The organism is Stappia sp. (assembly GCF_040110915.1).
Taxonomy (GTDB): domain Bacteria; phylum Pseudomonadota; class Alphaproteobacteria; order Rhizobiales; family Stappiaceae; genus Stappia.
In genome coordinates this window covers 3,549,793-3,575,991 of the sequence record NZ_CP157793.1, presented here as the reverse complement: position 1 = coordinate 3,575,991, position 26,199 = coordinate 3,549,793, and the positions used below count along the sequence as shown (strand labels likewise).

23 protein-coding genes are annotated in these 26,199 nt (G+C 65.9%); 15 read left to right on the top strand and 8 right to left on the bottom strand.

Going from position 1 to position 26,199, the window contains the following annotated elements; translation table 11 throughout:
* Positions 1 to 37 precede the first annotated feature (37 nt).
* The 10 genes from ABL312_RS15915 to ABL312_RS15870 are packed head-to-tail and all read left to right on the top strand — an operon-like array spanning position 38 to position 11,405.
* Positions 38 to 1,063, top strand: a complete 1,026-nt coding sequence (locus ABL312_RS15915) for an ABC transporter permease (protein WP_349358384.1) — start codon at positions 38 to 40, stop codon at positions 1,061 to 1,063.
* Positions 1,060 to 1,893 carry an ABC transporter permease gene (locus ABL312_RS15910; protein ID WP_349358383.1) on the top strand — a complete coding sequence of 278 codons (834 nt, stop codon included), beginning with the start codon at positions 1,060 to 1,062 and terminating at the stop codon, positions 1,891 to 1,893. The genes ABL312_RS15915 and ABL312_RS15910 overlap by 4 nt, the downstream gene beginning before the upstream one ends.
* Positions 1,890 to 2,780 (top strand): ABC transporter ATP-binding protein, encoded by an 891-nt coding sequence (locus ABL312_RS15905; RefSeq protein ID WP_349358382.1) that lies wholly within the window; start codon positions 1,890 to 1,892, stop codon positions 2,778 to 2,780. Before ABL312_RS15910 ends, ABL312_RS15905 begins: the two co-directional genes overlap by 4 nt.
* Positions 2,777 to 3,583, top strand: a complete 807-nt coding sequence (locus tag ABL312_RS15900; protein WP_349358381.1) for an ATP-binding cassette domain-containing protein — start codon at positions 2,777 to 2,779, stop codon at positions 3,581 to 3,583. Before ABL312_RS15905 ends, ABL312_RS15900 begins: the two co-directional genes overlap by 4 nt.
* Positions 3,580 to 4,089, top strand: a complete 510-nt coding sequence (locus ABL312_RS15895) for a GAF domain-containing protein (protein WP_349358380.1) — start codon at positions 3,580 to 3,582, stop codon at positions 4,087 to 4,089. Before ABL312_RS15900 ends, ABL312_RS15895 begins: the two co-directional genes overlap by 4 nt.
* The gene (locus ABL312_RS15890; protein WP_349358379.1) at positions 4,089 to 6,161 is read left to right on the top strand and encodes a hydantoinase/oxoprolinase family protein; all 2,073 of its coding nucleotides are present in this window, start codon (positions 4,089 to 4,091) and stop codon (positions 6,159 to 6,161) included. The genes ABL312_RS15895 and ABL312_RS15890 overlap by 1 nt, the downstream gene beginning before the upstream one ends.
* Positions 6,162 to 6,171: 10 nt before the next feature.
* Entirely contained in the window at positions 6,172 to 7,836 is a 1,665-nt protein-coding gene (locus tag ABL312_RS15885; RefSeq protein ID WP_349358378.1) for a hydantoinase B/oxoprolinase family protein, read from the top strand.
* A gap of 26 nt (positions 7,837 to 7,862) precedes the next feature.
* Positions 7,863 to 8,687 carry an aspartate/glutamate racemase family protein gene (locus tag ABL312_RS15880; protein ID WP_349358377.1) on the top strand — a complete coding sequence of 275 codons (825 nt, stop codon included), beginning with the start codon at positions 7,863 to 7,865 and terminating at the stop codon, positions 8,685 to 8,687.
* A 26-nt stretch (positions 8,688 to 8,713) separates the two neighbouring features.
* On the top strand, positions 8,714 to 9,811 hold the full coding sequence (locus tag ABL312_RS15875; RefSeq protein WP_349358376.1) for a M24 family metallopeptidase: 1,098 nt from the start codon (positions 8,714 to 8,716) through the stop codon (positions 9,809 to 9,811).
* A gap of 4 nt (positions 9,812 to 9,815) precedes the next feature.
* Positions 9,816 to 11,405, top strand: a complete 1,590-nt coding sequence (locus tag ABL312_RS15870) for a hydantoinase B/oxoprolinase family protein (protein WP_349358375.1) — start codon at positions 9,816 to 9,818, stop codon at positions 11,403 to 11,405.
* A gap of 98 nt (positions 11,406 to 11,503) precedes the next feature.
* Here the strand turns inward: ABL312_RS15870 and ABL312_RS15865 are convergent, their stop codons facing one another.
* From ABL312_RS15865 to ABL312_RS15830, 8 genes are all read right to left on the bottom strand, one after another.
* Positions 11,504 to 12,292, bottom strand: a complete 789-nt coding sequence (locus tag ABL312_RS15865) for an SDR family oxidoreductase (protein WP_349358373.1) — start codon at positions 12,290 to 12,292, stop codon at positions 11,504 to 11,506.
* A 132-nt stretch (positions 12,293 to 12,424) separates the two neighbouring features.
* Positions 12,425 to 13,447: an ABC transporter ATP-binding protein gene (locus tag ABL312_RS15860; protein WP_349358372.1), complete on the bottom strand. Its 1,023-nt coding sequence runs from the start codon at positions 13,445 to 13,447 to the stop codon at positions 12,425 to 12,427.
* Positions 13,447 to 15,114 (bottom strand): ABC transporter permease subunit, encoded by a 1,668-nt coding sequence (locus tag ABL312_RS15855; RefSeq protein ID WP_349358371.1) that lies wholly within the window; start codon positions 15,112 to 15,114, stop codon positions 13,447 to 13,449. The genes ABL312_RS15860 and ABL312_RS15855 overlap by 1 nt, the downstream gene beginning before the upstream one ends.
* A gap of 31 nt (positions 15,115 to 15,145) precedes the next feature.
* Entirely contained in the window at positions 15,146 to 16,276 is a 1,131-nt protein-coding gene (locus ABL312_RS15850; RefSeq protein WP_349358370.1) for a Xaa-Pro peptidase family protein, read from the bottom strand.
* Positions 16,277 to 16,353: 77 nt separating this feature from the next.
* Positions 16,354 to 17,388, bottom strand: a complete 1,035-nt coding sequence (locus ABL312_RS15845) for an ABC transporter substrate-binding protein (RefSeq protein WP_349358369.1) — start codon at positions 17,386 to 17,388, stop codon at positions 16,354 to 16,356.
* Between the two features lie 19 nt (positions 17,389 to 17,407).
* Entirely contained in the window at positions 17,408 to 18,151 is a 744-nt protein-coding gene (locus tag ABL312_RS15840; protein WP_349358368.1) for a type 1 glutamine amidotransferase, read from the bottom strand.
* A 5-nt stretch (positions 18,152 to 18,156) separates the two neighbouring features.
* Positions 18,157 to 19,098 (bottom strand): dihydrodipicolinate synthase family protein, encoded by a 942-nt coding sequence (locus tag ABL312_RS15835; protein WP_349358367.1) that lies wholly within the window; start codon positions 19,096 to 19,098, stop codon positions 18,157 to 18,159.
* A 3-nt stretch (positions 19,099 to 19,101) separates the two neighbouring features.
* The gene (locus ABL312_RS15830; RefSeq protein WP_349358366.1) at positions 19,102 to 19,740 is read right to left on the bottom strand and encodes a GntR family transcriptional regulator; all 639 of its coding nucleotides are present in this window, start codon (positions 19,738 to 19,740) and stop codon (positions 19,102 to 19,104) included.
* A gap of 580 nt (positions 19,741 to 20,320) precedes the next feature.
* On the opposite strand from ABL312_RS15830, the gene ABL312_RS15825 reads away from it, so the two are divergent.
* The 5 genes from ABL312_RS15825 to ABL312_RS15805 all read left to right on the top strand — a co-directional run bounded on the left by ABL312_RS15825 (position 20,321) and on the right by ABL312_RS15805 (position 26,086).
* On the top strand, positions 20,321 to 20,857 hold the full coding sequence (locus tag ABL312_RS15825) for a biotin transporter BioY (protein WP_349358365.1): 537 nt from the start codon (positions 20,321 to 20,323) through the stop codon (positions 20,855 to 20,857).
* A gap of 10 nt (positions 20,858 to 20,867) precedes the next feature.
* On the top strand, positions 20,868 to 22,340 hold the full coding sequence (locus ABL312_RS15820; RefSeq protein ID WP_349358364.1) for an AMP-binding protein: 1,473 nt from the start codon (positions 20,868 to 20,870) through the stop codon (positions 22,338 to 22,340).
* Complete coding sequence (locus tag ABL312_RS15815; protein WP_349358363.1) at positions 22,303 to 23,445, top strand: thiolase family protein; 1,143 nt, start codon at positions 22,303 to 22,305, stop codon at positions 23,443 to 23,445. The genes ABL312_RS15820 and ABL312_RS15815 overlap by 38 nt, the downstream gene beginning before the upstream one ends.
* Positions 23,446 to 23,537: 92 nt before the next feature.
* Positions 23,538 to 24,293 (top strand): trehalose-phosphatase, encoded by a 756-nt coding sequence (gene otsB, locus ABL312_RS15810; protein ID WP_349358362.1) that lies wholly within the window; start codon positions 23,538 to 23,540, stop codon positions 24,291 to 24,293.
* Positions 24,290 to 26,086: a glycoside hydrolase family 15 protein gene (locus tag ABL312_RS15805; RefSeq protein ID WP_349358361.1), complete on the top strand. Its 1,797-nt coding sequence runs from the start codon at positions 24,290 to 24,292 to the stop codon at positions 26,084 to 26,086. The genes otsB and ABL312_RS15805 overlap by 4 nt, the downstream gene beginning before the upstream one ends.
* Positions 26,087 to 26,199: the final 113 nt, after the last annotated feature.

Below are 26,199 nucleotides of genomic sequence, written 5' to 3'. Positions count from 1 at the left end.
AGGTCGGGCCGGCGCTCTTCCAAATCATGGTGACGCAATGTCGTCTGTAATCCGCCTCATCCTGAAGCGGCTGGGGATCTCTTTGGTCGTCTTGATCGGGGTCTCCATGCTGATCTTCGCCATCGCCCGGGTCATTCCGGGGGATCCGGCGCGCATCGCGCTGGGGCCGAGCGCAACGCCCGAGCAGGTCGAGGTGCTGCGCGAAAAGCTGCATCTGAACGATCCGCTGCCGCTTCAATACGCCTATTTTCTCGCCGATCTGGCGCGCGGCGATCTGGGGGTGTCGCTCTATACGAACCGCCCGGTGACCGCCGACATCGCGCAATTCCTGCCGGCGACGCTGGAACTGGTTCTGGTGGCCGGCGCGATGATGGTGCTGATCGGCCTGCCGCTCGGCATCCTGTCGGCGCGGTATCGCAACAGCTGGATCGACGGCACCGTGCGCGTGATCTCGATCCTTGGCGTCTCGGCGCCGAGTTTCGTCTGGGCGGTGATCCTGATGCTGCTCTTCGCCTATTTCCTTCCGCTCTTTCCGATCGCCGGGCGCATATCGGATTCCTACGCCATCCCCCCCGTCACCGGTTTCCTGCTGGTGGACACGCTGGCGGCGGGGAACATCGCGGCCTTCGGCAATGCGCTGTCGCATCTGGTGCTGCCGGCCTTCGCCCTTGCGCTTTCCGGTATCGGGCAGGCCGCCCGGCTGACGCGCGCCAATATGGTCGAGACATATGGTCGGCCCTTTATCGAGATGGCGCGTTCCTACGGGTTTCCTGAACGCAAGATCGCGCGGCGCTACGCCTTCCGGCCTTCGCTCATTCCCTCGCTCACCATCATCGGCCTCGATTTCGCGGCCATGCTCGGCAATGCCTTTCTGGTGGAAGCGGTTTTCGCCTGGCCCGGGCTGTCGCGCTACGGCGTCTCCGTGATCCTGCGCAAGGACCTGAATGCCATCGTGGGAACGGTGCTGGTCATCTCGGCCATGTTCCTGATCGTCAACATCATCGTGGATATCCTGATCGCCATCATCAATCCGCGTATTCGCCTGTCGCAGAGGTCGACATGACCCGGACCCTCGCGATCCTTCTGCGCAACCCGCTTTCCGCGCTCGGTGTCCTCCTCGTCACGCTCGTCGTCCTGGCGGCCGTGCTCGCGGATTTCATCGCGCCCTTTCCCGAGCATCGCGGCGCGGTGGTGGACTTCGTCAACTTCAACAAGGCGCCCGGCTGGCCCTATCTGTTCGGGACCGATCTTGTCGGCCGGGACCTGTTCAGCCGCATCCTCTATGCCTACCGGATCTCGCTCTTCCTCGGCGTGGTGGTGCTGGCGGTGGCCGTTCCCGTCGGGGTCACCATCGGGCTGGCCGCCGGTTATCTCGGCGGCTGGACGGAATCGATCCTGATGCGGATCACCGATGTCTTCCTGTCGATCCCGCCGCTGGTGCTGGCCATGTCGATCATGGGGCTGCTGGAGCCGACCCTCTTCAATGGGATGCTCGCCGTGACGGCCATGTGGTGGCCCTGGTACACGCGGCTTGTCTACAATCTGGCGCGCGGCGAACGCGAAGAGGGCTATGTGCTGGCGGCAGAGGTGATCGGGTCATCGCGTCTGCACATCATGTTCCGCGAGATCCTGCCCAACTGCGTGCCGGCCATCCTGACCAAGATGACGCTCGATCTCGGGTTCGTGATCCTGATCGCCTCGTCGCTGTCCTTCCTCGGCCTCGGTGTCCAGCCGCCGACCCCCGATCTCGGCTCGATGGTGGCGGAAGGCGCGAAGTATCTGCCGGATTCCTGGTGGCTCACCGTTTTCCCGGGCCTTGCGATCCTGGTGGCGGTGTTCGGCTTCAACCTTCTGGGCGACGCGCTGCGGGAAATTCTGGGGGTCGACGAATGAGTGCGCCAACGCTTCTGATCCGCGACCTGCATCTCAGCTTTCGCACCTACACCGGCCTCATCGAAGTGCTGCATGGCATCTCGCTGCATATCGCCAAGGGGGAGCGCGTCGCGCTTGTCGGGGAATCCGGCTCCGGCAAATCCGTCACCGCACGGTTGATCATCGGGCTCCTGCAGATGGCGCGCGGCACGCGGGTCGACGGTCTGCTGCAATTCGAGGGGCGGGATCTCGAGCGCCTCTCGCAATCCGAACGCCACGCGCTGCGCGGCACGCGCATGTCGATGATCTTTCAGGACCCGACCTCCTCCCTCAATCCCGTCTATACGGTCGGCGCCCAGTTTCATGAGGTCTTGCGACGCGGCGCGCCGGGCATCGGGAAGACGCAGGCCATGGAGAGGGCCGCGGCGCTTCTCGATGAAGTGCTCATCCCGGACCCCGCGCGGGTGCTCGCCAGCTACCCGTTCCAGCTCTCGGGCGGCATGAACCAGCGGGTGATGATCGCCATGGCGCTGGCCAACGAGCCGTCGCTTCTGATCGCGGACGAGCCGGGTACGGCGCTCGACGTGACCGTGCAGGCCCAGACCCTGAAACTGATGCGCGACGTGGTGACACGCCATGGCACCTCGGTGCTGTTCATCTCGCACAACCTTGGCGTGGTGCGGGAGTTCGCCGACCGGGTCTATGTAATCTACAAGGGCCGGCTGGTGGAACAGGCGCGCACCGAAGACCTCTTCGACAGTCCGCGACACCCCTACACCCAGGCCCTGATGCGCGCCATTCCGCGCATCACCGGCGGGGGCATCCCGGATATCGAAGAAGCATCGGAGCGTTTCCACGAACCGCTGATCGTTCACGAGAGCTGCGGCGAGCCGGGAGACGCGCAATGACAGCTCCGCTTCTTTCCCTGAGGGACATTTCCAAGATCTTTCATGTGGGCGACCGGGAGGTGCGTGCGGTGGAAGGCACCTCCTTCGATGTGATGGAGGGCGAGTGCCTCGCCATCGTCGGCGAATCCGGCTCGGGAAAATCGACCATCGCCAACATGACGCTGGGCATCTACCCGCCGACCACCGGCACCATCGCCTATCGAGGCGAGGTCTTGCCGGCGCGGCGTCTGGCGAAACATCGCCGGGCCATTCAGCTCGTGCAGCAGAACCCGCTGTCGTCGCTCAATCCCAAGCGCTCCATCGGCGCATCGCTGCGCCTGCCGCTGGACGTTCATGACATCGGCGAGAAACGCGGCCGCTGGGATTGCACCGGCGCGCTTCTGGAGGAGGTGGGGCTTCCCGCCGAGCTGCGGTCGCGCTCGCCGGCGGCCCTGTCCGGCGGCCAGCGGCAGCGGGTGGCGATTGCCCGGGCGCTTGCCTGCGAGTCCGATCTGGTCGTTCTGGATGAGCCCACCTCGGCGCTCGACGTCCTGGTGCAGGCCCGGATCCTGAAGCTTCTCGCCGACCTCAAGCAGAGGCGGAAGCTCACCTATCTCTTCATCACACACGACCTTGCCGTGGTGCGCAACATCGCCGACCGGGTGGCCGTCTTCGAGAAGGGCCGGATGGTCGAACTCGACGCGGTGGAGACCATCTTCACCCGGCCGCAGCACCCCTATACGCGCGGACTGATCGGTGCGGTGCCGGTGATCACGCGCGAAGAACATGAGCTGAAAAACAGCCTCACAAAGGACCTGACATGACGGAAATGCCCGACTACGCGTCTTTCGAACGCGCGCTTGCCGCTGCCGACAACCAGCCCGCGACCGCCTTCGACGCGCTCTATCGTCTCACCCGGCAGGTGATCGGCGTGAAGCTCTTCACGCTGATGAGCTTCGACTTCCGGGCGGGCGTCTCGTCGCGCTTCTACTCCAACATGCCCGAAGCCTATCCGGTCTCCGGCACCAAGCCGGTCAACGAGACCGACTGGGCCCGCCAGGTCCTGAAGGAACGGCGCATGTTCGTGGCCAATGACATCGAGAGCATTGCCGAGGTCTTTTTCGACCACGAGCTGATCCGGTCGCTCGGCTGCGAGTCGGTGATCAACATCCCGGTCGAACTGGCCGGCAATGTGGTGGGCAGCATCAACTGCCTGCATGAGGCGGGTTTCTACACGCCGGAAAAGGTGACGGCGGCGGAGACGCTGAAACTGCCGGGCGCGGCCTGTTTCATGCTGCGCGAACGGTGCGAACAGGAAGAGGTGGCGTGATGGCCGACAAGACAATCCGCGTGGCAACCGATGTGGGCGGCACATTCACCGATCTGGTTGCCTTCGAGACCGATGCGAACGGTGTCGCGCGCGTCATCACGGCGAAGTCCGACACGACGCCGCCCAACTTCGAGCAGGGTGTGCTCAACGTTCTGGACAAGGCCGGGCTCGACCCCTCGTCCGTGGATTTCCTCGCGCATGGCACCACGGTCGTGATCAATGCGCTGACCGAGCGCAAGGGCGTGAAGGTGGGGCTCATCACCACCGAGGGGTTTCGCGACACGCTGGAGATCGCGCGCGGCAACCGCCCGGATTTCTTCAACCTTCACTACAAGAAGCCGGAGCCATTCGTTCCGCGCTATCTGCGGCGCGAGCTGCCGGGGCGCATGAGCTATCGCGGCGAGGAAATGGCCCCGCTGGATCTGTCGGGGCTTAAGGCGATCCTTGACGACTTCAGGGCCGACGGCGTTGAAGCGGTCGCCATCTCCTTCCTGCATTCCTATGCCAATCCCGCGCATGAACAGGCCGTTCTGGCCGAGGTGAAGTCGCTCTGGCCGGACGTCTCGGCGGTTGCCTCGCACCAGATCACCCGCGAGTGGCGCGAATACGAGCGCACCAACACGGCCGTGCTGTCGGCCTATGTCCAGCCGATCGCCGAGCGCTATCTGTCGCGTCTCGCCGGCGGGCTGAAGGACAAGGGCTTCGACCGCAATCTCTACATCATGCAGTCCAATTGCGGGGTGGAGTCGCTCGATGTGGTCACGCAGGTGCCCATCACCATGGTGGAATCGGGACCGGCGTCCGGCTTCTGGGGCGCGGCGGAACTGGGCAAGCTGATCGGCGAACCCAATGTGCTGGCCCTCGATATCGGCGGCACCACCGCGAAGTGCTCGCTGATCGAGGACGGTCAGGTCAAGATCATGACCGATTACTGGATCGAGCGCGAACGCACCACGGCGGGCTATCCGATCATGGTGCCGGTGGTCGATCTCGTGGAGATCGGCAATGGCGGCGGGTCGATCGCCTGGGTGGACGATTTCGGCAAGCTGCATGTGGGCCCGCAGTCGGCCGGGGCCGCGCCCGGGCCGGCGGCCTATGGCCGGGGTGGAACCAGCGCCACCACGACCGACGCCAATCTCTGGCTCGGCCGCATCAACCGCGATTATTTCTGCGGCGGCGAAGTGGAGGCCGACATGGCCTCGACCGAAAAGGCGATCGCGACCGTTGGCGAAAAGCTCGGTGTCGATGCCGCCGAGGCGGCGCGCGGCATTATCCGCATCGCCAACAACAACATGGTCAACGCGCTGAAGCTGGTCTCGCTCAATCGCGGCCATGATCCGCGCGATTTCACGCTGGTCGCCTTCGGCGGCGGCGGCGCGATGCATGCGGTGGCCCTGGCCGCCGAGCTGGGCGTCAAGAAGGTGGTGGTGCCGGCGGCGGCGGCGGTGTTCTCCGCCTGGGGCATGATGATGTCGGACCTGCGGCGGGACTATTTCGTCACCCGTCTGGCCGACCTGAAGCCGGGCGCGGCGCAGGGGCTGGAAACCGTCTTTGCCGAAACCGAGGATCGGGCCCGCGCGCAGTTCGAGCGCGAGGGGATCGATGCCGGTCAGGTCAAGTTCCTGCGCTATGGCAAGTTCCGCTACCAGAACCAGGAGCACACGACGGAGGTCCTTCTGGAGGAGGGCGTCATCACCGATGAGCGGCTGGCCGCCATCGAAGCCGCCTTCCACGAGACCTATGAGCGCGAATACACCTACCGGCTCGACGCGCCGGTGGAGATGGTCGGCATTCATCTCGTCGCCTCCGCCGAGGTCGGCAAGCTGACCATGGCCAGGAGCGAGCCCACCGGCACCGACGTGCAGGTGGCCCTCAAGGGGCGGCGCAGCGTGGACTATGCCCTCGAGGGTGTTCATGAGGCGGCTATCTATGACGGCACCAAACTGGAAGCCGGCATGACGTTCAGCGGCCCGGCCGTGGTCGAGGACCCCGGCACCACCACCGTCATCCATCCGGGCAACCGGGTCGAGGTGGACGGCTACGGCAATCTCCATATTCATCTGACGGCGTGAGGCAGGGGACATGAGCACCAGCACCACAGACCCCATCACTCTGGAGATCATCCAGAATTCGCTGCAGGCGACCGCCGATGAGATGTTCGCCGCGATGCGCAAGACGGCGATGAGCTCGATCATCTACGAGGTTCTCGACATGGGAACCGGCATCATGGACGCCAAGGGCCGCCTTGCCAGTTCCGGCGCGGGCATCCCGGCCTTCATCGGGGTTCTCGACAAGGCCGTTCAGGTCATCGTGGAGAAGTTCGACAAGCCGGGCGATATCGAGCCCGGCGATGTCTTCACCACCAATGACCCCTATTACGGCGGCGTGACGCATCTCAACGACATCGTCGTGGCCATGCCCGTCTTTGCCGGTGGCAAGATCATCGCCTGGACGGCCAACATCGCGCATAACTCCGATATCGGCGGCAAGTCGCCCGGATCGCTCTCGGCGGATGCGACGGAGATCTATCAGGAAGGCCTGCGCCTGCCGGCCATCAAGATCGTCTCCAGGGGCAAACCCATCAAGCCGGTCTTCGACATCATGAAGGCCAATTCGCGCATGCCCGACTTTCTGGAAGGCGATGTGTGGGCGGCCATTGCCTCCGTGCGCATCGGCGAGACGCGGCTGCGCGAAACGGCGGAGAAATACGGCGTCGCGACCTTCGAGGAAGCCGTCGATGCCTTCATGGACTTCGGCGAGAAGGTGTCCCTTCGGGAACTGGGCAAGCTGCCGCACGGCACGTTCGAGCTGTCCGAAGAGCAGGACGACGGCCGCGTCTACAACGTGAAGATCACCATTTCCGAGACCGAGTTTCTGGTCGATCTGCGCGACAATCCCGATCAGGACGAAGGGCCGACCAACACCAGCCGCGACGGGGTGATGGTCTGCGCGCAAATGATCTTCAAGTCGCTGACCGATCCCTATTCGCCCTGCAACGACGGCTCGTTCCGCCCGCTCAGGCTGTTGACGCGCGAAGGCTCGGTGTTTCATGCCCGCGAGCCTTCGGCCATCGGCTTCTACTTCGAGACCGAGGTTCGCGTTTACGATCTGCTGTGGCGCTGCCTGGCCCAGCAGGTGCCGGACCGCCTTGCGTCGGGGCATTTCTCGTCGATCTGCGGCACCTTCATCGGGGGCGTTCATCCCGATACCGGTCGCCACTACACGATCATCGAACCGCAGATCGGCGGCTGGGGGGCGAGCAAGGGCCGCGACGGCAACAGCGCCATCTTCTCCGGCTTCCACGGCGAGACCTACAATTGCCCCGCCGAAATCTCGGAAGCCCGCAACGGGCTGATCGTCGACCGGATGGAACTGAATATCCCCGGCGGTGGCGAGGGGCAGTGGTCGGGCGGACATGGCATCCGCCTGGACTACCGCATCCGCGTCGATGGCTCCTTCCTGACGGCCGGCTACACCCGCGCCAAGGTGCTGCCCTGGGCACTCGACGGCGGCAAGGAAGGCTCGCCCAACCATGTGGAAGTGCTGCGCCGCGACGGAACCAGCGAAAGCTATGCCTTCGTTTCGGGGCTGACCGTCAACAAGGATGACGTCATCTCCATCCGCACCGGCACCGGCGGCGGCTATGGCGATCCGAAGGCGCGCGACCCCGAAGCCATCCGCGACGATATCCGCAACGGCTATGTGACCGCGGAGCGGGCGCGCGAGATCTACGGCTTCGCGGGCTGAGACCGGTCAGGGAGGAGGAATTGGCCATGAAACCGTTGAAGGTGATGTACTTCAGCCCGGTTGCGGGCTCGCACGAGCATGACGAAATCTTTGCCCGGATGGCACGCGATCACAAGTTGCCTGGCACGGAGGTGCATATCGTCTCCCTGCCGCCGGGCGAGGGTCGGTTCAGCCACATCGAGTTCCGCTCCTATGAGGCGATGGTCACGCGCGGCATCCTGCGGGCCGTCCGTCAGGCCGCGCGCGAAGGGTTCGACGCCTTCGCGATCGGCTGCTTCTACGACACGGCTCTGCTCGATGCCCGCGAGGTTTCCGGCGACATGGCGGTGACCGCGCCCTGCGTTGCCTCCTGCGAGATCGCGGCGAGCCTTGCCAACCGGTTCGGCGTGATCGTGGGGCGGCGCAAGTGGGTCAACCAGATGGAAGCCACGGTGCGCGAGCACGGACATGGTCACCGGCTTGCGGGTTTCCATCACGTGGAACTGGGGGTGACCGAGTTCCAGGCGGATCACGCGGAGACCGAGCGCCGTCTCGTGGAGGCGGGCCGAAAAGCCGTCGAGGAGGATTACGCCGAGGCGGTCATCCTTGGCTGCACCATGGAAGTGGGCTTCTACCGCGATCTGGAAAAGCGGCTCGGCGTTCCGGTGATCGACCCTTCGATCGCCGCGCTGAAGCGGGCCGAATATGCGGCCATCCTTCGCAGACACTGCGGGTGGATCCCCAGCCGGCGCTGGTCGTGCGAGGCGCCACCCGAAGATGAAATCGCTCACATTGGCGGATTTGACGAGGGCGACGCCTTCGGTCGCCGGATCGTGGTCGAGGCCGAGGATCCGGCCGCACACGCCGCGTGAGCCCATAGTTACAGGATAAAGAGACCATGGCCGATGTTGCCAAGCGCCTTGAGCGCCTGAAAGAGAAAATGCGGGAAACAGGGACCGATCTGGTGGCGCTGGGACCGGGAGCGCACATGCAGTGGCTCCTGGGCTTCCATCCGCATCCCGACGAGCGGCCCTGCCTGCTCCTGGTTTCCCGGGTCGGCGAAACCTTTCTGATGCCCATCCTCAACGCGGACGGGACGCGGGAGGACACCGACATTTCCTTCCATTGCTGGAGCGATGACGAAGGCCCGGAGACGGCGCTGGCGGCGGCGCTTTCGGCCATCTCGGCGGAAGACGCCAGCTCCGTGGTGCTCGACGAGACGATGCGCGCCGATTTCGCGCTTCTCCTGCTGGGCGCGCTGCCGCGGCCGCGCCATGCCTTCACCGCCGAGACGGTCGGTGCGCTGCGCATGCGCAAGGACGAGGGCGAATACGGTCTCATCAAGATGAACGCGGGCATAGCCGATGAGGCCATGCGGAAGGCATTCGCGGCAATCAAACCCGGCATGGCGGAGAAAGACGTGGCGGACGTGATCCGCGCGCATTTTGCGTCCGAGGGCGCGGCGACGCAGTTCACCATCGTCGGGAGCGGAGGCAACGGGGCCTTCCCGCATCACCAGACCGGCGACCGCAAGCTCCAGGACGGCGATGCGGTGGTGATCGATATCGGGGCGCGCAAACAGGGGTTCCCGAGCGATATCACCCGCATGGTGGTGGTCGGTCATCCGCCGGAAGGCTACGATCAGGTCCATGCCGTCGTGGAAGATGCCGTCCGCGCCGCCATGGCGGCCGCCCGTCCGGGCGTGCAGGCCAAGGAAGTGGATGCCGCCGCCCGCAAGGTGATTTCCGACGCCGGATATGGCGAGTATTTCGTCCACCGCACCGGCCACGGCCTTGGCATCGACGGGCATGAGCCGCCCTATATCACCGCCGCTTCCGAGACCGTTCTGGAAGAGGGGATGGTGTTCTCGATCGAGCCCGGCATCTATCTTCCCGGACGCTTCGGCATCCGGCTTGAGGAAATCGTGATCCTGCGGGCCGACGGTCCGGAGATCCTCTCGTCGCTGCCGCGTGACGTGCACGTGGTCGAGGTCTGAGATCATGGCCAGGGAAGCGATCGATCCCATCACCGCCTCGGTGATCCAGGCGAGCCTGACGGCGGCGGCGGACGAGATGTTCGCCGTCCTCCAGCGCACGGCCATGAGCCCGATCATCTATGAGGTTCTGGATGTGGGCACGGGTATCACCGACGCCCGTGGCGAGCTGGTGAGTTCGGGAGCGGGCATTCCCACCTTCGTTGGCGTGCTCGACAAGGCGGTCAAGCGCATCATCGAGCTGACCGGCTTCGAGAACATCCGCGACGGCGACATGTTCGTCACCAACGATCCCTATTTCGGAGGCGTCACCCATCTCAATGACGTGGTGATCGCGCAGCCGGTGTTCGCGGAGGGCGAGCTGTTCGCATGGACGGCCTCCATCGCCCACTGGAACGATATCGGCGGCCAGACGCCCGGCTCCATGGCCGTCGACGTGACCGAGATCTACCAGGAGGGATTGCGCCTGCCGGCGGTGCGGCTGTTCGATGGCGGGCAAGAGGTGCGATCGGTCTTCGAGATCATCGCCGCCAACTCGCGCTTGCCGGATTTCGTGCGCGGCGATCTCTGGGCGCAGGTGGCGGCCAGCCGCAAGGCGGACGCGCGCATCCGTCAGCTGGTCGAAAGCTACGGGCTCGGCACGTGCCGTTCGGCGCTGGACGATCTCTTCGCCGAAGGCGAGCGGCGCGGACTTGCCGGCCTCGCGGCCCTGCCGCAGGGCAGCTACAGCATCGAGGAAGAGCAGGACGACGGGGCGCTGTGGAAGGCCACCGTCACGGTCACGCCCGAGAAGTTCCTCGTCGATCTGCGGGGCAATCCCGCGCAGCGGGCCGCCCCCTACAACACCAGCCGCGACGGGGCGATCATCTCGGCGCAGATGATCTTCAAGGCACTGGCCGACCCGACCCTCTTCGCCAATGCCGGGTCCTTCCGGCCGCTGGAGGTGATCACCGAACCGGGAACGATCTTCCATGCGGAGGGCGCCGCGCCGCACGGCTATTATTTCGAAACGCGCATCCGCCTCTACGACATGCTCTGGCGCTGTATGGCGAAGGCCTTGCCCGAACGCCTGCCCGCCGGCCATTTCGCCTCGATCTGCGGCACGGTGATCGCCGGCAATCACCCCGATACGGGACGCCGTTTCACCATGGTGGAGCCGCAAATGGGGGGCTGGGGGGCGACCGCCGAACGGGACGGGCTGGACGCCATGTATTCCTGCAGCCACGGCGAGACCTTCAATTGTCCGGTCGAGATCTGCGAGGCACGCTATGGCCTCGACGTGGACTACAAGAAGCTGAACGACAGCGGCGAGGGCAGGGGCCTGCACTCGGGCGGGCGCGGCGTGTCCGTCAGCTACAGGCTGCGTGCCGGGGCCGTGCTTTCCGCGGGCTACAGCCGGAACCGGATGCCGGTCTGGGGATCGAATGGCGGCGCCCAAGGCGGCACCAACGGGCTTTCGCTCGTTCGGGCGGATGGAACGCGGGAGGACTATTCCTTCGCCAGCGGCGTCGTGGTGCGTCCCGGCGACCGGATCCTCGTGCAAACCGGCAATGGCGGCGGCTGGGGCGCCCCGTTGGACCGGGGCGTGGAGGCATGACGGCATCGCCCCCCGCCGCACCGGGGGGCGATGCCTCGAAACGGCGTTTGCGCGCCGGAGAGGGCGCGCCGCAGAGGGCTCCGCCGGGCGCGCCTTGCTCAAACGCCCTTGATCGCTCCGCCGTCGCATCGAACGATGGAGCCGGTGGTGTAGCCCGCCCGGTCGCTGCAGAGGAAGGTGGCCATGTCGGCGAATTCCTCCACGCGACCGTATCGGCCGGCGGGAATGGTCGCCTTCGAGCCGGCCCGCACCTCCTCCAGGGTCTTGCCGGTGCGGTTCGCGGCGGCTTCGTCGAGCTGGTCGACGCGCGCGGTGTGAATGCGCCCGGGCACGAGGAGATTGCAGGTCACGCCATCGGCTGCGATCTCGTTGGAAAGGGACTTGTTCCATCCCACGAGCGCCGAGCGCAGGGTGTTCGACATGGCCAGATTGGGGATCGGCTGCACGACGCCGGAAGACGCGACCGTGAGAACGCGTCCCCAGCCCTTCTCCCGCATGGCGGGCAGCAGCCGGTTGGTCAGGTCGATGATGCCGAAGATCATCATCTGTGCCTGTCTGGCGAGATCGTCGGCGGACATGTCCGTCACCTTGCCCGGTGCCGGCCCGCCCGTGTTGTTGACCAGAATGTCGACGTGACCCAGCTGCGCCCGTGCGTGCCCGGCGACCCGTTCGGCGAAGGCGCCATCGGCGAGGTCGGCCGAGACATGGTGTGCCGCGACGCCATGCGCGGCCGCGATCTCCGCCGCATTGCGCTCCAGGAGATCGGCGCTGCGCCCGCACAGCAGGACCTCGACGCCTTCCGCCGCCAATGCGTTGGCGATGCCAAGCCCGAGCCCCCGGGACGCCCCCAGAGCCAGCGCTTTTCTACCCTTGATCTTCAGATCCATTTTATCAAACCCGTTCCTGATACGTGAGACTGGAGCATTTCTCGCGAATGCTGACTCGCTCGAAATGCTCCACGCGTTTGTCTTCATGCAATTTCGCGAGCGCGAAGGTCTCCAACTCTTGCTGGAATTGCTCTAGGTCGAAGCGCTGAACCGCAGAACGCGCTCCTCATCGAAGGCAAACTCCACCGGTGCGCCGCGATCGAGCCCTTCGACCGCGCTGGAGTTTGCGACATTGGCGGAGATCTCGGTGCCGTTGGCCCGGGCGATGATCTTGCTCGCCGGACCCGTGAACACGACGGTTTCCACATGCGCCTCGACGAGATGAGCCGCCGTCTCGCCGGGCGCGCGCAGGCGGATATCCTCGGGGCGGATGCCGAACTCCCGGCCGTTCGCGTCCTTCATGAGGTTGCACTCGCCAAGAAAGCAGGCGACGAAACTGCTGTTCGGCCTGAAGTAGAGTTCCCGCACGGGCCCCGATTGCTTGATCCGCCCCTCGTCCATGATGACGATGGTGTCGGACAGGTGCAGCGCCTCTTCCTGATCATGGGTGACGTAGACGATCGTGACGCCGAGCTCGCGATGCAGCTGTTTCAGCTGAAGCTGGATCGCCTGGCGGAGGTTCTTGTCGAGGGCCCCGAGCGGTTCGTCCATCAGGAGGATGTCCGGTCGGATGACCAGCGCCCGCGCCAGAGCCACCCGCTGCTGCTGACCGCCCGAGAGCGAACCGGGAAGCCGGTCCGCGAAATCGCCGAGGCTGACGAGGTCAAGCACTTCGGCGACACGCCTGCGTCGTTCCTCGCCTGGAACCTTGCGCATGTCGAGACCGAAGGAGACGTTCTCGCGCACGCTCATATGCGGAAACAGCGCATAGTTCTGGAACACCATCCCGATGTTGCGCTTGGAGACCGGGACATTGCTGATGTCGCGGCCGTCCACCTCGATCCGCCCTTCGTCGAAGGGCTCGAAGCCGGCAAGCACCTTGAGCATGGTCGTCTTGCCGGAGCCGGACGCGCCCAGCAGCGTGCAGAATTCTCCCGCCGCGATGTCGAGGTGGATATCGTGCAGGACCCTGAGGTTTCCGTAGCTCTTGTTTAGCCCCGCAATGGTGACAGGCCGACCCTGCAAGCCGTAGCGCGCCGATGACGAATTCTCCATCAGGATTGTCTCCGCGAAAGAAGAAGGTTGATTGCCAGCAATGTCAGCGTGAGCAAGATGATCATTGCCGACGCGGCGATGATGGTCGGATCGATCTCGTGGACCATGCCCTCGAACATCACGCGCGGGAGCGTGCGGGAGCGGATGTTGGTGAGAAACAGCGCCAGCACGACATCGTCGAAGGACTGGATGAAGGCGAACACCGCGCCCGCCGCCACGCCCGGCATGATGGCGGGCAGCATGACGCGGCGGAACATGACCGGCCAGCTCGCCCCCAGGTTCAGGGCCGCGAGTTCGAGGTTGCGATCGAACCCCACGAGAGACGCCCGGACGGTGATGAACACATAGGGCACCGCCAGGACGCTGTGCGCCAGGCCGAGGGTGGCCGGGTTTCCGATCACCCCGAGCGGCGCCAGCATGTAGAACAGGCCGACGGACAGGATGATCACCGGAATGACCATCGGCAGGATGAAGACCGTTTCCAGCCAGGGCCGCATGCGCCTGCCCACACGCATCGTCCCGATGGCGGCAAGCGTTCCCAGAACAACCGACAGGCTGACCGCCACCCCCGCCGCCTGAAGCGAGTTGACCACGCCCCGCATCCACTTGGCCTCCTCGAAGAGGTTCTCGAACCAACGCAGGCTGTAGCTTTCCGGCGGGAAGCTGAGGAACGGCGACGACCCCAGGCTCATCGGGAACACGATCAGAATGGGGGCGATCAGGAAGATCAGGACAGCGACACCGCAGGCGAAGGTGAGCCAGCCGCCCCCCGTGCGCCCCTTGTTGCCGATGGAAAACTTCGCGGTCGACCCGCGCGAGGCGCTTCCGGTCAGCAGGCGCTCCAGCCCGAACACGCGCTGGAACACGACGAAGATCGCCACGGTGCACAGGAGCAGCACCACGGAGAGGGCCGCGGCGAGACTCCAGTTGAGATCGCGGTTGATGTTGTCGGCGATGAGCATCGCGATCATCGTCTGACCGGGGCCGCCCATCAGGGCGGGCGTGATGTAATAGCCGATGGAGTTCAGGAAAACGATGGTCGCACCGGCGATGACGCCGGGCGCGGTCAGCGGCAGGATGACCCGCCGGCCGATGCTGTATGGGCCGGCGCCAAGACCTTCCGCGGCCTCGACCAGCGTGCGGTCGATGTTGATGAAGGCGGCGAACAGCGGCAACACGACAAACGGCATCAGCACATGCGTCATGCCGATCAGGACGCCGGAGAGATTGTAGACAAACGCGATGGGCGCGTCGATCAGACCGGCCCCGGTGAGCAGATCGTTCAGGACACCCTTGCGCTGGAGCAGGATGATCCAGGCCGTGGTGCGCACGAGCGCGCTCGTCCAGAACGGCAGGAGCACCACAATGAACAGGATCTTTCGGACCTTCGGACTGACCGTCGCGAGAAGATATGCGACCGGATAGCTCACGATCACGCAAAACAGCGTCACGAGAGCGGAGATCGCGAAGGTGTTGAGCAGGACCCGCCGATAGATCGGCACGTCTGCGATCCGCAGATAATGCTCGAATGTCAGCTGATCTTCACCGAAGCTGATGCCGAGCAGAGAAAGCGCCGGAAAGAAGAACAGGACCCCGAGAAAGATCAACAGGGGCGCGACCGCGACCCAGGCCCAGAAGGCGGGGCGCATGTTTGGCATGGTTTTCATCGGCGCTTTCTCCGATAGGTCTTGCTTCCCGTCACCCGACAAAAAGCTGACGGGGGAAGTTGGTGAGACGTTCGTAGCCGTCGCCGGTGACAAGAATCGTCTCGGACATGCCGAACCCCTTCGCCAGGACATAGGTGTGGAAGGTCATTCCCGGCTGGAAACTCCAGGAGGCCTTCGGCTCTGCTTCGAGCGGCTCTCCGCCGTTCGGATTCAGAAGCAGCCCGACCGAATAGAAGGTCTTGTTCGTGTAGGTCTTGCGCAGTCCCGCCCCCAGGACGCCGTCCCGGTACACCGCATCCGGCACCGTGGCCGGCACGCCGGGACGCACCTCCGACAGGGCCCTGTCCTGGATCTCGATCAGCTTTTCCACGATGCGATGATCCTCGTCGCTCGCCTCGCCGACCCGGATGGGGCGCATGAAGCGCGCGTGGTAGTGATGGCTGTTGGGCGTGGTTTCGACCTGAACGATGTCACCGCGCGCCAACACCCTGTCCGTGTATCCGCCGTGAAGGTGGAAGGCGCGTTCGCCCGAAGACAAAACGCCGGGACCGGGCAGGTCACTGCCTCCGCGCACCATGGCCGCGCAGATCGCCGCGGCCATCTCGCGCTCGCTGTTGCCGTCCTTCGCCGTCTCGATGGCTGCCGCCATTCCGGCTTCGGCGGCCTTGCCGGCCTTGCGCTGATAGGCGATTTCCGCCGGCGACTTGATCAGCCGCATCCGGCTGACGATGTCGGAACAGTCGACCCATTCGGTGCCGGGCAGACCGGACTTGATGCTTTCGAACCGTTTCACCGAGAGCGGCCAGGCCGCCATTTCGATCCCGAGCCGCGGCGCATTGCCGAGGCGCGAGGAGATCGCCTGCGCGGCCAGTGCAGACTTGTCGTCGCTGTCGGTCCACATGACGCGATCGGGGAAGATGCAGGTCGCGTCGAGGTAGTATTCTTCAACGTCGCGGCAGATCAGCGTCGGATCTCCGGAGGCCGGTATGATCGCGAACTGGAATGAACCGTAGCCACGCGTGAAGAACCCGGTGAGATAGGTGACGCTCTCGGGAAGGAATGCCAGCATTCCATCGAGCTTCCTTCTCTTGAGTTCTGCCTGAACCCTTTCGAGGCGCTGCGTGTACTCCTCACGCGCGAACCAATGGGAGTCGATCGCCATGCGATGCCCTTCTTAGGAAATTCTGAGATGGAGAAGACGGGGAGGGGGAGGGGGCAAAAGCCCCCTTCAACATGCCGCTATTTCTGCAGCATTTGCCGGTATTTCTCTGAAGCCGCCGTGGCGTTGTCGGCCCACCAGGCAATATCCATGAAGATGGCGTTCTTCAGACGCTCGGGCGTGGAGGGCAGGCGCGCCTGGCGTTCATCGTCGATGAACTCCCACGCCTGGTCCGTCACCGGGCCATAGGCCACATACTCGCTGAAGCGGGACTGGGCTTCGGGCTGCACCATGTAGTTGAGGAACCTGATCGCCTGGTCCCGGTTCGGCGCGCCGCGCGGGATCATGAAGTAACCCACCTGCGCGATGGATTCCGCCCATGACATCTCGATGTCGAGGCCTTCATCCATTCCCGCCTGAAAACGGCCATTCCAGCCAAGCGCCATCACGACTTCGCCGCTGCCGAGGGCCTGAACCGGCTGGGCGCCGCTGCTCCACCACACGGCCACGTGGTCGCGCAGGGAACTGACCTTGTCGAGCGCACGCTGGAAGCCGTCTTCCGTATCGAGCACCTTGTAGACATCCGCGGGCGCAACACCATCTGCGAGAAGCGCGGCTTCAAGCACCGTCGCGGCCCGGTCCGGCACGGCGCGCATGCCCGGGAATTTCTCGACATCGAAGAAGTCGGCGAAGGTCCGCGGCCCGCCATCGGGGAAGGCGTCCTTCGAATACCCGATCACGGTGGAGAAGATCTCGGAAGGAACGCCATAGTCGTTCCTCGCGCCCTCGATGACGTGGCTCTGGTCGACCATGTCCGCGGTGATCGGCTCGAACAGGTCGTAGGCCACGCCGCGCATCAGCGTCGAGCCGCCGCCGGTGACCACGTCCCACTCCAGGGAGTTGGTCTCGACCATCGCCTTGATGCGGGCCACCTCCGGCTCGGTATCCTGGATGATGTCGATGCCGGTTTCCTCGGAGAACGGCTGCAGCCAGGCCTTGGAGATGGCCTCCTGGTAGCTGCCTCCCCAGCTGGCGAAAACCATTTCCTCCGCCTGCGCGGCACATGTGCCGGCTGCAAAGGCACCGGCCAGAAGTATTGTTCTGATCGCTTTCATGTCTTCCTCCCTGGATTTTTTATGCAGGTTTCACGAGACCGTCCCTGGGTCTCGTCTCCGCGCTCGCCGCCGTGATCACGAAGTCGGCAAACTTCTTCAGAGATGTCTTCGCAACCTCGGCGTCGTCCGCCGTGCGGTTGAGCTCGTCGATATCCGCGCCGTCCTTGATGAGGCGCTCGCGGTTTTCCTCGAACCAGATGCGCGACTGCTCGAGCGAGATTTCCGGATGCCCCTGGATTCCCCAGATGGCCTCGTCGCGGTAGCGCCAGACCTGGTTCGGGCAGAGGTCCGACGAGGCGAGAACCGTCATGTCCGGATGCTCATGACGCACTTCGTCGTTGTGCCAGACGTACATGTAGACACGCTCGCCCCACGCATTGGTGATGGCGTCGTTTCTGATGGCCTCGGAGGTCGGGAGCCATTTGTAGCCGACCTCGCAGAACGACCGGCGGAACACCTGGTCCCTGCCGCACAGGGCGGAGGCGAGAATCTGGCTGCCGAAGCAGATGCCCAGCATGGGGATCTTCTTGTCGGCGGCCGATCGGATCAGCTCATGCTCGCGCGCGATGAAGGGGATATCCTCGTAGGCGCCATGCGGACTGCCCGACAGAAAGATGCCGTCATAATCGTCGAGGGTTTCGGGAAACTCGCCCTGATAGGCCCAGAAGCGATCGACCTGCAGGCCGTAGCCTTCGAAGCGTTCGTCCAGCCGGGCGACGGATTGCTGGCTGGTGCCATTTTGCAGATAAAGAAGTCGGGCCATGCGACTTACACTCCTTCGTTCAGGTGGAGCGCCGACAAACGCTGTGTCTGCCGGGCAATCAGCTTGTCGATTTCACCGAGGTCCTGCCGGGTGAGGGCGGGACCCGGCGGACGCAGGCGCGCACTGCGGATCGCGCCGCGCTGGCGAAGGATATGTTTGCGGATCGCGAGACCGAGACCGGGCTGCTGCTCGTATCGGGCCAGGGGCAGATAGGCGTCGAACAGGTCCCGCGCGCGATCGTGCTCGCCCGCCTTGGCCAGACGGGTCACGCCGACCATCATCTCGGGATAGGCGAAGCCCGTCATGGCCCCGTCCGCGCCACGCTCCATTTCCTCCGTCAGGAAGAGGCCGCCGTTGCCGGTCAGGATCGAGATGCGCTTGGCGCCTTCCGCTTCCGCGGCGCGCAGCGCGGAGATCTTCGACAGGCCGGGCCAGTCCTCGTGCTTGAGCATCACGGCGTTGGCATTCTCGGCGAAGATGCGCAGAAGAACCGGCGTCGAGATCACGACATTGGTGACCAGCGGGAAATCCTGAACGACAAACGGCGTGTCGGCCCCGATGACGTTGGCCGCCTGGCGGTAATAGGTCTGGATCTGGTCGTCGGAACGCAGGTTGGACGGCGGCGCGATCATGACGCCGGCCGCACCGGCATCCATGACGGTCGCGCTGAGATCGCGCATGGCGGCAAAGCCCGGGGCGGAGACGCCGACCACGACCGGCATGTCCGGGCAAGCCTTGATCACGCGCCTGGCGAAGGCCGTGCTCTCTTCCTGGGACAACTTGGGCGCTTCGCCCATCATGCCGAGAATCGTGAGTCCGGATGCTCCGGCGGATCTGTAGAAATCCACCATCTGCTCCACGCCGTCCAGATCCAGAGCGCCATTTTCTTCGAACGGAGTAACCGAGATAACGAAAACGCCGTCTGAGCGGCCATTAATCTTCTGCATTTCCTACCCTACAAAGCTGTTGATGATGCCATCTCTTGCGCTGGCGATGTGCTCGGACATCAGACGGCTGGCAGCGGGCGCATCGCGCCGATGAAGTGCATCGATGATCGCGAGATGCTCGCGGATGCCCGGCTCGAACCGGGAGGGGATGCGTTTCATCCCGAAAATCCGGGTCCGCTTGCGCAGGTTGGCGACGATCTGCGCCAGATAGATGTTGCCCGCCGCCTCGGCGATCCCGAGGTGCACAAGGTCGTCCGCCCCCCAGTGCTCGTCCGGGCTCGCGTCTTCATGCGTCAGCAGGGCTTCCACGGCGGCGCGCATCGCTTCGAGATGCGCTTCGTCGATCTTCTCCGCGGCAAGACGGGCGGTTTCACCCTCGATGAGAATGCGCGCCGAGATGATCTGAAGGATGTCCTGCAGGTCGATCTTGCTGACGATCGTGGTCCGCCCCGAGCGCACCAGATAGCCCTCGCCCTCCAGGCGGCCCAAGGCCTCGCGCACGGGCGTCCTTGAAATGCCGAGAGAATCCGAAAGACGACGGTCATTGAGAACCGCCCCGCCCTTCAATTCGCCGGAGAGGATCATCGCCGCGATCTTCTCGTATGCGTCCTGAGTCAGTCCCTTAGCCTCGGTACCCGCCATGCCCACTTCCAAACATGAATTCATTTGATATCCAGATGGTATACCAAATGTGGGCCGCGTCAAGCTCTGTCGCGGAGGACAACAAGAAGGGTCGGATGCGGCGATCGCCGCCGCCCGGCGCGGGGCAGGGCGACCTGCTCCCTCGATGCCCCTCGGTCCGGGGGGCGTTCCCTGACCGGGACGGCCGGCGGCGAAGCGATCCCGTCTTGCAGGGAGGCAGATCATCGGCGTTCTGAAGCGGGCCGAGGCGGCATGTCGGGCCGTCGGTCCGGCCGCGCCCTCCGCTCGCGATGGCGATTGTGCTCATGATCCGTGTCTCAGCGGGAGGGCGCCTTCCGGAGCGGCATGAACCATGGGAATCTGGCGCGCGTCGGAAATACGGAGGGGCAAACCGGTTGCGTGGCTGCGTCCGTCGGCCTTTAATGCCGCCGATCACGCTAGGGGCGTGATCTCCGCGCGCGTTGCGGCGCGCGGTGGGCGATCCGCGGCCCGACCCATGCCTTACGGAAAGATACAGGCCTGACGGAACGAAGCAGAACAGAGAAGGCTCCTCAAGCGCATGCGTGCCGGTCGCGACCTGATGGCTATCGCAATTCTCGTGGCCGTGATCGCCGCGCTCGGGCTCGTCCCGGGGGTGACCCTGCCCTTCGCCGGAGGGGTGCCGATTGCCGTGCAAAGCCTCGGGGTCATGCTGGCCGGGGTCGTTCTCGGCCCGCTGCTCGGACCGCTTTCGGTCCTGGTTTTCCTCGTCTTCGTCGCCTTGGGTTCGCCGTTGCTCACCGGCGCGCGCGGCGGGATCGATGTGTTTTTCGGCCCCTCGGCGGGGTTTCTCTTCGGGTTTCCCGTTGCCGCTTTCGTGGCCGGCTGGATCATGCGCAGCATGTCCGGATGGTCCGTGTTCGGAACCGCCCTGCTGGCCTCCTCCGTCGGCGGGATTCTCGTGCTTTATGCCATGGGCATTCCCGGCATGGCGCTGGTGGGCGATCTGCCGCTCGGCACAGCGGTCTTCGGGGCGATCGCCTATCTGCCCGGAGACGTGATCAAGGCCTTCGTCGTCGCGACGATCGCGCAGGCTCTGGCGCACGGCCGACCGCACGCGCTTCTCTCGCGGGCATGAGGTCTCTATCATGACAGTCACCGTGGTCGGAGGCACGCTTTGGCATCACGCGGCGACCGCGGACAACGCGATTGCGCTGGACGACGGCGAGCGGAGCGTGACCTGGGGTGCCCTCGCGGCGCGGGTCGAAGCCGAGGCCGCCCGGTCGATGGCCGGCGCGGGGGCGAGGGTCGCCATCGCCACGACGCAGGCGCCCGCCGAAACCCTGATCCGCATTCTGGCGGCCGCGACCGGCGGACAGGTGGCGGTCGTGTTCGACCCCTCCCAGCAGACGCTGGACCCGGACCGGCTGTCGCAGCGCCTGGGCTGCGTGCGCGTGGGCGAAGACCCGCGACCGCGCGGGCAAGCCCCGTCGGGAGCGCGCGAGGCTTCCGCCGTCGATGGCCCGCAGGGCGCGGATCGCCCCTTCTACATCGGCCTGACGTCCGGTTCCACGGGCGCGCCCAAGGCGTTTCAGCGCAGTCATGGCTCCTGGATTTCGAGTTTCGCGGTCTGCGAGCACGCCTTCGGGCTGTCCGCGGCCGACCGGGTGTTCGTGCCCGGAAGCCTCGGCCATTCGCTGCATCTCTTCGGGGCGATCCATGCCGTGCATCTCGGTGCCCGGCTCGATGTGGCGGGGCGGTTTCATCCCCGGCGGGTGGTGCGGCGGATGGCCGACGCGGCCACCACGGTGCTCTATGCGACGCCGACCCAGCTTCAGATGATCGTCGATGCGGCCCGACGCGGCGACATCGCGCTGCCCGCCCTGCGGCGCATCCTCGTGAGCGGCGCGAAGTGGCAGGGCGGGGATGCCCGCGTGGCGCAAGCCTGCCCCAATGCCGAGCTGCATGAGTTCTACGGGACCTCGGAAACGAGCTTCGTCACCGCGCGCCGGCCGGGCGATCCGGCCGGGTCCGTCGGACGCCCGCTTCCCGGTGTCGACATCGCGGTGCGCGATGCGGACGGGCAGCCGGTTCCGGCCGGTCGCGCGGGCACGATCTGGGTGCGCTCGGCCATGCTGTTCGACCGCTATGTCATGGGCGAGGAACCCGAGACGCGTCGGGAGGGGGCCTGGCTGACAGTCGGAGACCGGGGCTGGATCGGTGCGGACGGGGCGTTGCATCTGGCCGGGCGGGCGTCGCGGATGCTGGTGACGTCGGGGATCAATGTCTATGCGGAAGAGATAGAAAGCGTCCTGACGGCGCATCCCGCCGTCGCGCAGGCGGCCGCCTTCGGCCGTCCCGACCCCTTGCGCGGGCAGGAGATCGTCGCGGTCGTGCAACCGGTCGCGGATCGTGCGCCGTCCGACGCGCTCGCGAGCGATGTGCTGCGCCATTGCCGGGACCGGCTCGCGCCGGCCAAGGTGCCGCGCGTCCTGACTTGCCTTGCACAGTGGCCGCTGACGCCCGGCGGCAAGACGGACCTGGCCGCGCTGCGGGCGCGGCTTGACAAGGAGGCGATGGCGGATGACGGCCCGGGCCTATCTGGTCGCGGCGCGGCGTAGCGCCGTCGCCCCGCGCAACGGCGCCCTGTCGCGGCTGGAGGTCGATGCCCTGGCCGCGCCGGTTGTCGGCGCCGTTCTCGCCGACGCGGGTGTCACCGGGGAGGCCGTGGACGAGGTGCTTCTCGGCAATGCGCTCTACGGCGGCGGCAATCCGGCCCGCCGGGTTGCGCTGCTTGCCGGTCTGCCGGAGGCGGTGCCGGCGCTCACCCTGGACCGGCAGTGCGCGTCCGGTCTCGACGCCATCCTTCTCGCCGCGCGGCTGATCGAAAGCGGGCGCGCCCACTGCGTGCTGGCCGGCGGCGTCGAAAGCTATTCGCGCGCGCCGATCCGCATGACGCGACCTCTGGAGGCGGGCGACGCGCCGCGGGCCTACGACCGTCCGCCGTTCACGCCCTGGCCGGAGCGCGATCCCGACATGGATGCGGCCGCCGCCGATCTCGCGGCGCGGCTCGGCATCGATCAGGAGGCCCAGATCGCCTGGACGGTGGACAGTCACGCCCGCGCGCGGCGCGCCGAGGCGGAGCAGCGCTTCGCGGCCGAGCTGGTGCCCGTCGCCGGGGCGACCCGCGACGCCTTTGCGCGCGATCTCGACCCGCGCACCTGCGCGCGCTCGCCCGTGCTGGCGCGCTGTGGCGAGACGGCCCTGCGCGCCGCCACGGCCGCCGTCGCGGCGGATGCGGCGGCCGTCGTCTGTGTGGTCTCCGATACCTGGCTCGCGCGTCATGGCGCGGCGCATGCGGTGCGGATTGTCGACGGCGTTTCGGCGGGCGGCGATCCGACCCTGCCGGGGCTTGCGCCGGTGGCGGCGGGACGGGCGCTTGCCGCGCGCACCGGCGTCGATCTCGCCGCCGTCGCCCTGTGCGAGGTGATGGAGGCCTATGCGGTTCAGGCGATTGCCTGCGTTACACGGCTGGGGCTCGACCCGGACCGCGTGAACCGGAGCGGCGGGGCGCTGGCGCGCGGGCATCCCATTGGCGCCTCGGGGGCCATTCTGGCCGTTCGGGCGTTTCATGAACTGGCGCAGGCGCCGCGCGGAGCACAGGCGCTTGCCGCCATCGCCAGCGCCGGCGGGCTCGGCACGGCTGCCCTGTTCGAGCGTGTCTGACCGGCGGGGTGGCGCACAACCTCAACGCTGCGGCAGGCGAAGGGCGATGGCGCCGCTTCTCATCGTCGCCGACTTTGATTAGGCTTGCGGCAATGAACGCACCTCCTCCCGTCTCCGACGACTTCGCGCTGTTCCTGGATTTCGACGGCACGCTGGTGGACATCGCGCCGACGCCGGACGCCGTTCTTGTCGACCGCCGGTTGCTCGGTCATCTGCAGCGCGTGCTCGATCATCTCGACGGCGCGGTCGCGGTGGTGAGCGGACGTCCCATCCACGAGATCGACGACTATCTCGCGCCGCTGGCGCTGCCCTGTGCCGGGTTGCATGGTCTCGAAACCCGCCTGCATCCGGACGAGCCGGTCGAGGCGGCACCCGTCGGGCCGGAGCTTTCCGCGCTCAAGGCGGCGCTTTCGGGCAGCGGGTTGCTCGGACGGGGCGTGTCGATCGAGGATAAGGGAGCGGCAATCGCCGTGCATTATCGCATCGCCCCGGACTGCGAGGCGGCGGTTCTGGACGTGATGCGGGAGGCCATCGCCGGGCTGCCGGATCTGCATCTGGTGCGTGGCAAGATGGTGGTCGAGGCGAAGCCCGCCTATCGCGACAAGGGGTGGGCGGTGCGCAGCTTCATGGAGCGCCGGCCGTTTCGCGGCCGCACGCCCGTGTTCCTCGGCGACGACGTCACCGACGAGGACGGCATCGACGCCGCGCAGGCGATGGGCGGCTTCGGCATCAAGGTCGGCGAGGCCGAAAGCGCCGCCCGCTTCCGTCTGGCCGATGTCGCCGAGGTCCATCGCTGGCTGTCGCGCGACCTTCCCGCCCATGCCCATCCCCGGAGATTGCCTGAATGACGAGTGCGCCCCATCCCTCCCTCGATCTCGCCATCGTCGGCAATTGCTCCTTTGCCGGCCTGATCGACAAGATGGCGCGGATCGTCTGGTGCTGCCTGCCGCGCTTCGACGGCGATCCCGTGTTTCATGGCCTGCTGGGGTCCAACGGCGATCCGGCGGACGGCGCCTTCGCGATCGAGCTGGAAGGCGTGGTGCGCAGCGAACAGGCCTATCTGGAAAACACGGCCGTCGTTGTCACCCGTCTCTTCGACGGGAGCGGCAACGCCATCGAGATCACAGATTTCGCGCCGCGCTTCCGCACCAAGGGGCGGATGTTCCGCCCGACCGCGCTGGTGCGCCGGGTGCGCCCCATTGCCGGACATCCGCGCATCCGGGTGCGCTGCCGCCCGCGTTTCGCCTATGGCGCGCGCGATCCCGAAATGACCTTCGGCTCCAACCACATGCGCTTCGTCGGCAACGGCCTCACGCTGCGGCTGACGACCAACGCCTCGATCACCTATGTGCGCGACGAGACGCCGTTCCTGCTCGACGGGCCAATCTCCCTCTATCTCGGTCCCGACGAAAGCCTGACCAATCACCCCGAAACGCTGTGCCGCGACTTCGAGGACCAGACCGTGCACTACTGGCGCACCTGGACGCGCCGGCTGGGCCTGCCGCTGGAATATCAGGAGGCGGTGATCCGCGCCGCGATCACGCTGAAACTGTGCACCTACGAGGAAACGGGCGCCATCGTGGCGGCGGTGACGACCTCGATCCCCGAGGCCGCGAACACCGAACGCAACTGGGACTACCGCTATTGCTGGCTGCGCGATGCCTTCTTCGTGGTGCGGGCGCTCAACTCCCTCTCCGAAATGGAGACGATGGAGAATTACCTGCGCTACATCAACAACATCGCCTCCATGACCAACGGCGACCACGTGCAGCCGCTCTATGGCATCGCGCTGGAGAAGACGCTGGTGGAGCGCACGGTGGATCTGCCCGGCTATCGCGGCATGGGGCCGGTGCGCGTCGGCAATCAGGCCTATGAGCACTTCCAGCATGACGTCTACGGCAACATCGTGCTGGGCGCCTCGCAGGCGTTCTTCGACAAGCGGCTCTTGCGCCAGCCCGGCGTCGACGACTTCGAGCGGCTGGAGACCATCGGCGAGCGCGCCTATGCGCTGCACGACCAGCCCGACGCGGGGCTTTGGGAGCTGCGCACGCGGGCAAGGGTGCACACCTCGTCCTCGCTGATGTGCTGGGCGGCCTGCGACCGGCTCGCCAAGATCGCGCGCCAGTTCGACCGTCGCGACCGCGCGGAGCTGTGGCAGCGCCGCGCCGACCAGATCCACGCCACGATCCTGGAGCGGGGCTGGAACCCGGAAGTCGGCTCCTTCGTCGAGAGCTTCGAGGGCAAGGACATGGACGCAAGCCTCCTTCTGATGACGGAGGTGCGCTTTTTGCCGGCAAACGATCCGCGTTTCATCGCCACGGTGGAGCATGTCGGCGCGACGCTCCGGCGCGGCAACCACCTGTTCCGCTATCACGCGCCGGATGATTTCGGCGCCCCGGAAAACGCCTTCAACATCTGCACCTTCTGGTACATCGACGCGCTCGTGCGCATCGGCCGGACGGAAGAGGCGCGCGAGATCTACGAGACGATGCTGGCCTGCCGCAATCACGTCGGTCTCCTGTCGGAGGATACGACGCCGGCGACCGGCGAGCTGTGGGGCAACTTCCCGCAGACCTATTCGATGGTCGGCATCATCAACGGGGCGGTGCGCCTGTCGCGCAGCTGGGAAAGCCTGGTCTGAGCGGCCGCGCGCGTCCCCGCGCCCGCGCGGCCACGGGGGACCGACCGCCGGTGTTTTGAAACGCGACCCGCGAGACGGTGCGATCCCGCGCCGTCCGTGCCGGTTGCGTCACC